General features: G+C 75.4%; 10 protein-coding genes, 2 pseudogenes and 1 riboswitch. Of the genes and pseudogenes, 8 read left to right on the forward strand and 4 right to left on the reverse strand.

What is annotated here, in order from left to right; translation table 11 throughout:
• A pseudogene (locus tag KME75_RS36760) lies at nucleotides 1-289 on the forward strand (hypothetical protein); the annotation flags it as partial.
• A complete protein-coding gene (gene cobJ / locus KME75_RS36765) occupies nucleotides 286-1,980 on the forward strand; it encodes a precorrin-3B C(17)-methyltransferase (protein ID WP_219419552.1) in 1,695 nt (564 codons plus the stop codon). The pseudogene KME75_RS36760 and the gene cobJ, both read left to right, overlap by 4 nt.
• Here cobJ and KME75_RS36770 read toward each other — a convergent pair.
• On the reverse strand, nucleotides 1,943-2,365 hold the full coding sequence (locus KME75_RS36770) for a DUF6463 family protein (protein ID WP_246633563.1): 423 nt from the start codon (nucleotides 2,363-2,365) through the stop codon (nucleotides 1,943-1,945). The two genes, cobJ and KME75_RS36770, sit on opposite strands and share 38 nt — an antisense overlap.
• Nucleotides 2,366-2,438: 73 nt before the next feature.
• Here KME75_RS36770 and KME75_RS36775 point away from each other — a divergent pair, with 73 nt between their 5' ends.
• The 6 genes from KME75_RS36775 to cobA all read left to right on the forward strand — a co-directional run bounded on the left by KME75_RS36775 (nucleotide 2,439) and on the right by cobA (nucleotide 6,567).
• The gene (locus KME75_RS36775; RefSeq protein ID WP_308283415.1) at nucleotides 2,439-3,014 is read left to right on the forward strand and encodes a TetR/AcrR family transcriptional regulator; all 576 of its coding nucleotides are present in this window, start codon (nucleotides 2,439-2,441) and stop codon (nucleotides 3,012-3,014) included.
• 43 nt (nucleotides 3,015-3,057) lie between these two features.
• Nucleotides 3,058-3,264, forward strand: coding sequence for a ribbon-helix-helix protein, CopG family (locus KME75_RS36780; RefSeq protein WP_219419557.1), 207 nt, complete (start codon nucleotides 3,058-3,060; stop codon nucleotides 3,262-3,264).
• Complete coding sequence (locus KME75_RS36785) at nucleotides 3,261-3,641, forward strand: type II toxin-antitoxin system death-on-curing family toxin (protein WP_219419559.1); 381 nt, start codon at nucleotides 3,261-3,263, stop codon at nucleotides 3,639-3,641. Before KME75_RS36780 ends, KME75_RS36785 begins: the two co-directional genes overlap by 4 nt.
• 70 nt (nucleotides 3,642-3,711) lie before the next feature.
• Nucleotides 3,712-3,776, forward strand: a riboswitch (cobalamin riboswitch).
• Between the two features lie 63 nt (nucleotides 3,777-3,839).
• The gene (locus KME75_RS36790) at nucleotides 3,840-4,445 is read left to right on the forward strand and encodes a precorrin-8X methylmutase (protein WP_219419560.1); all 606 of its coding nucleotides are present in this window, start codon (nucleotides 3,840-3,842) and stop codon (nucleotides 4,443-4,445) included.
• Complete coding sequence (locus KME75_RS36795) at nucleotides 4,442-5,350, forward strand: sirohydrochlorin chelatase (protein ID WP_219419562.1); 909 nt, start codon at nucleotides 4,442-4,444, stop codon at nucleotides 5,348-5,350. The genes KME75_RS36790 and KME75_RS36795 overlap by 4 nt, the downstream gene beginning before the upstream one ends.
• 2 nt (nucleotides 5,351-5,352) lie before the next feature.
• Nucleotides 5,353-6,567 (forward strand): uroporphyrinogen-III C-methyltransferase, encoded by a 1,215-nt coding sequence (gene cobA / locus KME75_RS36800; protein WP_372452750.1) that lies wholly within the window; start codon nucleotides 5,353-5,355, stop codon nucleotides 6,565-6,567.
• 30 nt (nucleotides 6,568-6,597) lie between these two features.
• Here the strand turns inward: cobA and KME75_RS36805 are convergent, their stop codons facing one another.
• The 3 genes and pseudogenes from KME75_RS36805 to KME75_RS36815 form a co-directional block, all read right to left on the reverse strand.
• Nucleotides 6,598-6,888 (reverse strand): hypothetical protein, encoded by a 291-nt coding sequence (locus tag KME75_RS36805; RefSeq protein WP_219419565.1) that lies wholly within the window; start codon nucleotides 6,886-6,888, stop codon nucleotides 6,598-6,600.
• A gap of 254 nt (nucleotides 6,889-7,142) precedes the next feature.
• Nucleotides 7,143-8,453, reverse strand: a complete 1,311-nt coding sequence (locus KME75_RS36810) for an alkaline phosphatase PhoX (protein WP_219419566.1) — start codon at nucleotides 8,451-8,453, stop codon at nucleotides 7,143-7,145.
• Between the two features lie 198 nt (nucleotides 8,454-8,651).
• Nucleotides 8,652-9,242 (reverse strand): annotated as a pseudogene (locus KME75_RS36815) (hypothetical protein); the annotation flags it as partial.

Consider the following 9,242-nt stretch of genomic DNA (forward strand, 5'->3'; position numbering starts at 1 on the left):
GACGGGTCCGGACGCGGTGTTCGTCGGCGGCGGCGGGCCCGAGGTCGTGGCCGCGGCGGCCGCCGCGGGTCCCGACCGGGTCGTCGTCGCGCTGGCCGCGCTCGACCGGGTCGCGCCCACGCGCGCCGCGCTGCGGGCCGCCGGATACGCAGTCGACGGCGTGCAGCTCGCCGCGTCCCGGCTCGCCGAGCTGCCCGACGGCGCTGTGCGGCTCGCCGCCACCAACCCGATCACCCTCGTCTGGGGAGAGGTACCGATGGGTCGACCCTGCAAGCAGGTCTCGCGATGATCGCTCTGTTCGCCGTCACCGACGCCGGGCGGCGCGCCGCCGGCGAGGTCGCGGGCCCGCTCGGGGCGCAGCTGCGCGGCCTCGACGAGCTGCCCGCCCTGTGGTCGCGGCTCGACGGCGCCGTATTCTTCCTCGCCACCGGCGCCACCGTGCGGCTGATCGCCCCGCTGCTGGCCGACAAGCACACCGACCCGGGCGTCGTCTGCGTGGACGAGGCCCGCCGGTTCGCCGTCGCGCTCGCCGGCGGGCACGAGGGCGGGGCCAACGCGCTCGCCGCCCGGGCCGCGGCGGTGCTCGGCGCCCAGCCGGTGATCACCACCGCGTCGGACGCCACCGGCACCACCGGCGTGGACGAGCTGGCGCGCCTCCTGGACGCGACGGTGGACGGCGACGCCGCCGCGGCCGGCACGGCGCTGCTGAACGGCACGGCGGAGGTGGAGAACCCCCTGGGGCACCCGCTCCCCCCGCTCCCGCCGCCCACTCCGTCGGCGGGTGGGGCGGCGCACCGGATCGTCGTCACCGATCGGGTCGCCCCGGCCGCCGGCGACCGTGTCACCCGGGTCGTGCCGCGCACCCTCGTCGTCGGGATCGGGAGCGCGCGGGGCGTGTCCGCCGAGGCCGTCGCCGCCACGCTCGACCGGCTGCGCACCGAGCACGGGCTCGATCCGCGCGCCGTCCGCGCCTACGCGAGCGTCGACCTCAAGGCCGACGAGGCAGGCATCCTCGCCGCGATCGCGCCCGCGGAGCTGCGCACCTACCCGGCGGAGGTCCTCGCCGCCGTCGAGGTGCCGAACCCGAGCGAAGTGGTGCGGGCCGAGGTCGGCACCCCCAGCGTCGCCGAGGCGGCCGCCCTGCACGCCGCCGCCGAGCTTGCCGACGGTGCGCCCGTGGAGCTGGCCGTCGAGAAGATCAAGGGCGACAACGTCACGGTCGCTGCGGCCCGGGTCCGCCCGCGCGGGCGGCTCGCGATCGTCGGGCTCGGACCGGGCGCCGCCGACCTGCGGGTGCCACGGGCCGAGGCGGAGCTGCGGCGGGCGTCGGTGGTCGTGGGGCTGGACCAGTACGTCGACCAGATCCGGCACCTGCTGCGCCCGGGCACCGAGGTGCACGCCAGCGGCCTCGGCGACGAGGAGCAGCGCGCCGCCGACGCCGTCGCGCTCGCCGCGAAGGGCCGGGCCGTGGCACTCATCGGCTCGGGCGACGCCGGGATCTACGCGATGGCGAGCCCGGCGCTGCAGCAGGCCGGCGCGGACATCGAGGTGGTCGGCGTGCCCGGCGTGACGGCCGCGCTGGCCGCCGCGTCGCTGCTCGGGGCGCCGCTGGGGCACGACCACGTGCTGATCTCGCTGTCGGACCTCCACACTCCGTGGCCCGTGATCGAGCAGCGGGTCGCGGCGGCCGCCGCGGCCGACCTCGTCACCTGCTTCTACAACCCGCGCAGCCGTGACCGGCATTGGCAGCTCGGCGCCGCGCTGGACGCCTTCCGCGCTCACCGGCCGCCGTCGACCCCGGTGGGTGCGGTGCGGCAGGCCGGCCGTCCGGGGCAGCGGGTCTGGACCGCGCCGCTCGCGGAGTTCGACCCGGCCGAGGTGGACATGTTCACCACGGTGGTGGTCGGGTCCTCGGCGACGCGGATGGTCGCGGGGCGGATGGTCACCCCGCGCGGGTACCGGTGGACGGCGCCGGGCTGATCGTCGCGGGGACGGTTCCGCGTCTCCGCCCGGCGCGGACCAGCATCGCGGCGGGGATCAGCCCCAGTGCGAACGGTGACGGCTCGAGGATCAGCGCGCAGACGGCGATCCACGCGGCGATGCCCCAGCCGACGAAGGCGGGCGGGGTGTGCCCGAGACGGGCCGCCCACGTCACCATGCCGCCGAGGAGCACCAGGGGTACCCCGAAGCTGCCGACCGAGAGCCAGAAGGCCCCCACGGCGGGTTCGCCTAGCCCGCCCACGGGCAGCCACAGTCCGCCGCGTACCCACGTGCCCAGGTGCGGGGCGCTGATGGCCGCCGTCACCACCAGGTGCAGGGCGCCCAGCGCCACCAGGAGCCGCCCGGCCCACGTCACCGATCGCATCGCGCTCTCTCCTTTTTCTCGGAACCAGAAGTTCCGGAACTTGGGGTTCCGCAAATGTGACACACTGGCGCTCGTGGGACAACCGCTGGGACGACGCAGGGACATCCGGGTCGACGACGCGATCGTCGCCGCGACCCGGGAGGTGCTGGTCGAGGTCGGGTACGCGGCGCTGACGGTCGACGCCGTCGCCGCTCGGGCCGGCGTCGGCAAGGCGGCGATCTACCGGCGGCACGCGACGAAGCAGGAGATGGTGTTCGCGGCCGCCGTCCACGGGCTGGTGCCCACCTCGCCGCCCGACACCGGGTCCTTCGAGGGTGACCTGGCGGCGTTGGCCGGTGACATCGTCTCGAGCCTCACCGACCCGGCCGCCTTCGCCGCCGTCCCGGGCCTCTTCGGTGACGTCGCGGGCGATCCGGCGCTCGCCGCCCGGTTCCACGAGACGTTCGTGGCCGCCGAGCGCGCGTGCGTCGTCGAGGTGGTGGACCGCGCCGTGCGGCGGGGCCGGCTCCGGGAGCGCCCTGACCCGGACGTGGTCCACGCGCTCCTGCTGGGACCGATCTTCACCTGGCTGTTCCTGCTGCGTCGCGGGGACGACGGCGAGCTCGCCGCCACGGTCGCGGCGCGGGTAGCCGGGGCGTTGAGCGGGTGAGGAAACGACAAGCTGGTGGTATCAAGGCGGTATCATCGTGAGCATGGCGATGACATTGCGGCTCACCGACGAGGAGACCGAGGCGCTGCGGGCAGAAGCTGAGCGTGAGGCGCGTTCCATGCAGGAGGTCGCCCGGGCGGCCGTTCGGGAGTACGTCGCCCGGCGCGGCAACGCGCGGCTGGTCGACGACGAGCTGCAGTACGTCGTCACCACGTATGCGGAGGCGCTGCGTCGCCTCGGTGAGTCGTGATTCGCTACCTCGCTCTCGACGACCTGTTGAAGGTCGCTCGTGCGGCGGTCAGTGCCGAAGTCATAGTGCGTGACGCCGGGCTCGTGGAGTCGGCGCTGGTACGGCCGCAGACCACGGTGTTCGGCGCGGACGCCTACCCCACGCTGCACACCAAGGCGGCTGCGCTCCTGCATTCGCTCGCCCGTAACCGCCCGCTGGTCGACGGCAACAAGCGGTTGGCCTGGGCGGCTACTGCTGTGTTCCTCGGCATCAACGGGCACCGGGTCGTGGCAGGCCAGGACGAGGTGGTCGACTTCGTGTTCGCCGTGGCGGCGGGCTCCCTCGACGACGTCGAGGAGATCGCGAAGCAGCTCGCCGCCTGGTCTCCCGCCCGGTGACGGCAGGTGCGACCTCGCGCACGGACACCCGGACCCGTCCCGATCGCGGGTTAAGCTTCCCCGGCTGCGCGGGAACCCGGTGCGACTCCGGGGCGGTCCCGCCACTGTGACCCCGGTCCTCGGGGGAGCCAGACCTCGCGCGGCCGATGACCCACCGACCCCGTCCGGGCGAGGACACCCGGGGAGGAGAACACCAGCGTGCGCAGCAGCGTGCATCCCATCGAAGTGGAGTCGTACGCGATCCTGCGTACCCGCCTCGACACCACCGACCTCCCGTCGCTCACGCGGGCCGTCGTCGAGCGCGTCGTGCACACCAGCGCCGACCCGAGCTGGGCGGGCGACCTGGTCTGCGACGAGGCGGCGCTGCGCGCCGGCCGGGACGCGCTGCTCGCCGGGGCGCCGCTGGTCACCGACGTGCGGATGGTCGCGGTCGGGATCACCGCACGCCCATCGACCGTCGCGCTGGACCTGGCCGGCGCGCCCGAGTCCGGGCGGACCCGCTCGGCGGCGGGCATCCGCGCCGCCGTCGAACAGTTCCCGGACGGCGCGGTCTGGGCGATCGGGAACGCACCCACCGCGCTGGCCGAGCTGCTGCGCTGCGCCGAGGCCGGGCTGGTCCGCACCCCGCTGGTCGTGGGGCTGCCCGTCGGGTTCGTCGGCTCCGTCGCGGCGAAGGCGGCGCTGCGGGCGGCCGGGCGGGGCGGGTGGGTCGGAGGCACCGTGTCCAACCGGTCCGAGCGTGGGGGCGCCGCCGCGGCCGCGGCCGCCGTCAACGCCCTGCTCTACAGCGAGGAGTCCGCGTGAAGGCGCCACTGCTGCTGGCCGGCCACGGCACGGTCGACGCCGCGGGCGTCGCGGAGTTCGTCGCGTTCACCGCGCGGCTGCGCCGCCTCCTCGGCGGCGACGGCATCGACGTCGACGGGGGTTTCATCGAGCTGTCCCAGCCCACCGTCCACGAGGCGTGGACCGCGCTCGCCGACCGCGGGCACACGCGGATGGCTGCCGTGCCGATGGTGCTGGTCGCCGCCGGGCACGCCAAGGGCGACATCCCCGCCGCGCTGCAGCGCGAGGTGGTGCGCGACCCCGCGACGAGCTACGTGTTCGGCCGCCCCCTCGGCCCGCACCCGGTGCTGCAAGACCTGCTCGCGCAGCGCGTCGCGGCCGCCCTCGGCCGCGCCTCCGAGGACGGCACGGCGGTGCTGCTGGTCGGGCGCGGTTCCACCGACCCGGACGCCAACGCCGAGGTGTGCAAGGTGGCGCGGCTGTTGCAGGAGGGCCGCGGGTACAAGTTCGTCGAGCCCGCGTTCGTCTCGCTCGCCCGCCCCGACGTCGCCACGGGGCTCGCCCGCTGCCGTGCGCTCGGCGCGCGCCGGGTCGTCGTCGCCCCGTACTTCCTGTTCGACGGGGTGCTGCCGCGCCGCGTCGGCGACCAGGCCCGCGCGTTCGCCGCCGAGCACCCCGACCTGGACGTCCGGGTGGCCGGGCACCTCGGCGACACCGACGAGCTGGCCGGGCTCGTCGTCGAGCGCTACCGCGAGGCGCTCGCCGGCGACATCCGCATGAACTGCGACACCTGCGCCTACCGGGTGCTGCTGCCCGGGTTCGAGGACAAGCTGGGCGCTCCGCAGACCCCGCACCACCACCCGGACGACCCGGCGCACGGCCACGGGCACGGCCACGCCCATGGACACGCGGTCGTAGGAGAATGATCATGAGTGACCCCTATCTCGTCGGGCTGGATCTCTCCGGGCGCCGCGTCGTCGTCGTGGGCGGCGGTTCCGTCGCCCAGCGGCGGATCACCGGGCTGCTCGCGGCGGGCGCCGACGTCGAGGTCGTGGCCCCGGAGGTCACGCCGGCCGTCGAGGGCATGGCGACCGCGCGCGAGCTGCGCTGGACCGCGCGCGGCTACCGCGACGGCGACCTCGACGGCGCCTGGTACGCGATCGCATGCACCGACGACGCGGCCGTGAACGCTGCGGTCGGTGCGGAGGCCCAGGCCCGGCGGGTGTTCTGCGTGCGTGCGGACGACGCCCCGGCCGGGAGCGCGGTCACCCCGGCGGTCGGGCGGCACGACGGGCTCACCGTCGGCGTGCTGGCCGGGCGCAACCCGCGCCGTTCGGCCGCGGTGCGCACCGCGCTCGTCGAGGCCCTGCACGCCGGGATCGTGGACGACTCCGCCGAGCCCGTGCACCCCGGCGTCGCGCTCGTCGGGGGCGGCCCCGGCGACCCCGAGCTGATCACCGTGCGGGGCCGGCGGCTGCTGGCCCGCGCCGACGTCGTCGTCACCGACCGGCTCGGGCCGCGCGACCTGCTGGACTCCCTGGGCCACCACGTCGAGGTGATCGACGCGTCCAAGATCCCCTACGGCCGGGCGATGAACCAGGCCCGGATCAACGAGCTGCTGATCGAGCACGCGCGAGCCGGGAAGTTCGTGGTGCGGCTCAAGGGCGGCGACCCGTACGTGTTCGGGCGCGGCTTCGAGGAGGCGCTTGCGTGCGCGGAAGCGGGCGTGCCCGTCACCGTCGTGCCCGGCGTGACCAGCGCCTTCGCCGCCCCGGCCGTCGCGGACGTCCCCGTGAGCCACCGCGGGGTGGCCCACGAGATCGTCGTGGTGTCGGGGCACGTCGGCCCCGACGACCCGCGCAGCCTCGTCGACTGGCCCGCGCTCGCGCGGCTGCGCGGCACGGTCGTGCTGCTCATGGCGGTGGAGCGGATCGGCGCGTTCGCCGACGCCCTCATGGCGGGCGGCCGCCCCGCCGACACCCCGGTCGCCGTGGTGCAGGACGGCACGATGCGGATCCAACGTTCGCTGCGCGCCACCCTGGCCACCGTGGCCGACGCGGTGCGCGAGCACGGCATCAACCCGCCGGCCGTCGTGGTCGTGGGGCCGGTGGCCGGGCTCGCCGACGGCGCCGTGACGAGCTGACGGCGGACCGCGATCTCGCGGTGATCGCCCCTACAGCGGAGCCCCGGTGCGGGGACGCACGGTCACCGGCACCGTGACGGACAACTGGTGCGCGCGGATCTGCCAGAACCGGTGCTCGCGGTCGCCGTCGCGCCAGGCGTCGGCGCGCCTGCCGACCTCGTCCGGGTCGACCGGCCGCCACCACAGTCGCGGCGTCCGGGTGCGGGCGCGCAGCTCGCGGTCGAGCGCCCGCCAGGCGTCCTCCGCGCGTCCGTGGACGCTGATGACGGGCGCCTCGCCCGCGTCGCCGATCATGAGGGTGTACGCGCTGACGTACGACACGGCACGGCCCTTCCGTTCTCCTGCCGCGCGTCGGCCGCGCGGCCCTGCCGAGAAGTCAACGGGACGGGGCGGCTGCGGTGCGCGGGACGCGCCGGAGTGATCGGCCGACGGTTCGGCGGAGGGCCCCGGCGGTCGGTCGGTGGGAGGCAGCCGCGGAGGCCCCGGGACAAGTGCCCGTCGCCCGGCGAGCGGACTAGCGCGCCGGACGCACCGCGCCCGTCCCGGCGACCACCGGGACGGGCGCGGGTGGGGGATCAGAGCGCGCCGCGCTCCCAGGGTCCGGTGATCGCGTAGCTCACGCCGGGCGTCTGCAGGTTGACGAACAGGACCTTGCCGTCCGGGCTGAAGGTCGCGCCCGCCCACTCGCTGGAGTTGCCGCCGTTGACCTCGCAGAACGGGAAGACCTCGCCGTCGGTCGAGACGCCGCGGACGAAGTCCTTGCCGCCGCCGTCCTCGCACAGCACGAGGCCGTTGGTGCGCGGGGAGACGGTGATGTTGTCCGGGCTCTCCAGCACGTCGCGGTCCGTGGACTCGTAGACCAGCCGCAGCTGACCACCCGAGTTGCCGCGCGGCCGGTACTCCCACACCTGACCCGCGCCGAGGTCACCGCCACTGGTGGAGACGATGTAGGCCGCGCCGTCGCCCCACCAGGCGCCCTCGAGCCGGGCGAAGGTGGCCCCGCCGAGCGCGTGGCCCTGGTTGTAGACGGCCGACGAGTCGCTCGAGTCGGGGTCGGGGTCGGCGATCGGCACCCAGGTGACCGGCAGGTTCGGACCGACCCGCTGGCCGGTGCGCGTGTCGTACTGCGGCCGGTCCTTGATCGCGAGCATCTCGAGGGTGCCGCCCGCGGCGAGGTCGTCGCGGTTGTTCGGGACGAAGCGGTAGAGGCCCGACAGCCCGGCGTCCTCGGTCTCGTAGACGATCCCGGTGGCCGGGTCCACGGCCACGGCCTCGTGCACGAACCGGCCCATCGCCTTGAGCGGCACCGGCTGGACCGGGGCGTCGGCGGTGGCGGGCACCTCGAACACGTAGCCGTGCGGCACCGGCACGTCGAGGCCGGTGAACGTCTCCTCGCAGCTGAGCCAGGAGCCCTTCGGGGTGGGGCCACCCGCGCAGTTGCGGATCGTCCCGGCGAGGCTGGGCAGCGTGCTGACCGGCGCCATCGCCGCGGTGTCGAACGCGATCGTCGTCGTGCCGCCGCCGGCCTGCGGGTCGTAGCTCGGCGAGGCGAAGGCGGGCGCGGCGCCGCGCTCGTGGTTGCGCACCAGCCGCACGAGGTTCGGGCCCGCGGCGAACGCGGCCATGCCGTCGTGCGAGCCGGGCGTCGGCGTTCCGTCGCTCATCGGCTCGCCGGTGCGGCCGAACGCGACGTAGGTGAAGCCCTCCGGCAGCAGCAGCTCGCCGCCGGGGGCCGGCACCAGCGGCCCGTAGCCGCCGCCGGCCGGGGCGGGGCGGCCCTGCGCGGCGGCGGTGCCCGTCATGAGGGCACTGAGGGCGATGGCGGCGCCGGTACCGCGCAGGAAGGTGCGGCGGCCGATGCCGGAGGCAGCGTCATCACGCGTCATCTGGGTCCTTCTTCTTCCGGGGGTCACTCGGAGCGCACTCACCCTGATGGGTGATGGTGGAGACGGAGGACCGCGCGACGGACCGCTGCGTGAAGTCCCGGCGAACGGGACGGGTCGGACCGAGCACTGCGTGATCATTACTCGGCTGGTGATCGTCGGCGGCGCGCGACGCGGTCACCGATCGGGGCGTTCCCGTCGTCAGCAGGGCTGCGGCGGCACCAGCGGACGCGCCTTGCGGATCAGCCAGTCCGGACCGGGGCCGACCATGTCGTAGGCCAGCTCCCACTCCGTGCACGTCTGGCCGTCGGGGCCGAACTCCTCGGCCTGGAAGCTGGTGAACCGCAGGTCCACCTCGAGCGAGTCCGGGCCGGTGTTCCGCACGCCGACGATCTCGGGAGAGTCGATGATCGTGGTGGAGTGGTCGTACGCCCAGGCGTCCAGCCCGCCCTGGTAGGAGTCGGAGTCCGGGCTGAAGTAGGCGAACGCGTCGGCGTAGCGGCTCTCGTTGATCCCGGTGACGTACTCGCGCAGCACGGTGCGCGCCTCGACCGTCGCCGGGTGGTCGACGCCTGCCGCGACCGCGACGACGGGGTCGGGCGGGATCACTGCGCGGGTCGTGGGCGGCGCGGTCGGCGGGGTGCTCGGTGCCGCAGTCGTGGGCCGCGCGGTCGCGGTGGCGTCGGCCGCCGCGAACGTCGGGGTGCCGGTCGGCCGGGCGTCGTCCTGGGCGAGGTACAGCGCGACCCCGCCCGCGCCGAGCCCGGCGACGAGCACGGCCGCCACCGCCGC

It is taken from the genome of Pseudonocardia nigra, from assembly GCF_019396355.1.
GTDB classification, from domain to species: Bacteria; Actinomycetota; Actinomycetes; order Mycobacteriales; family Pseudonocardiaceae; genus Pseudonocardia; species Pseudonocardia nigra.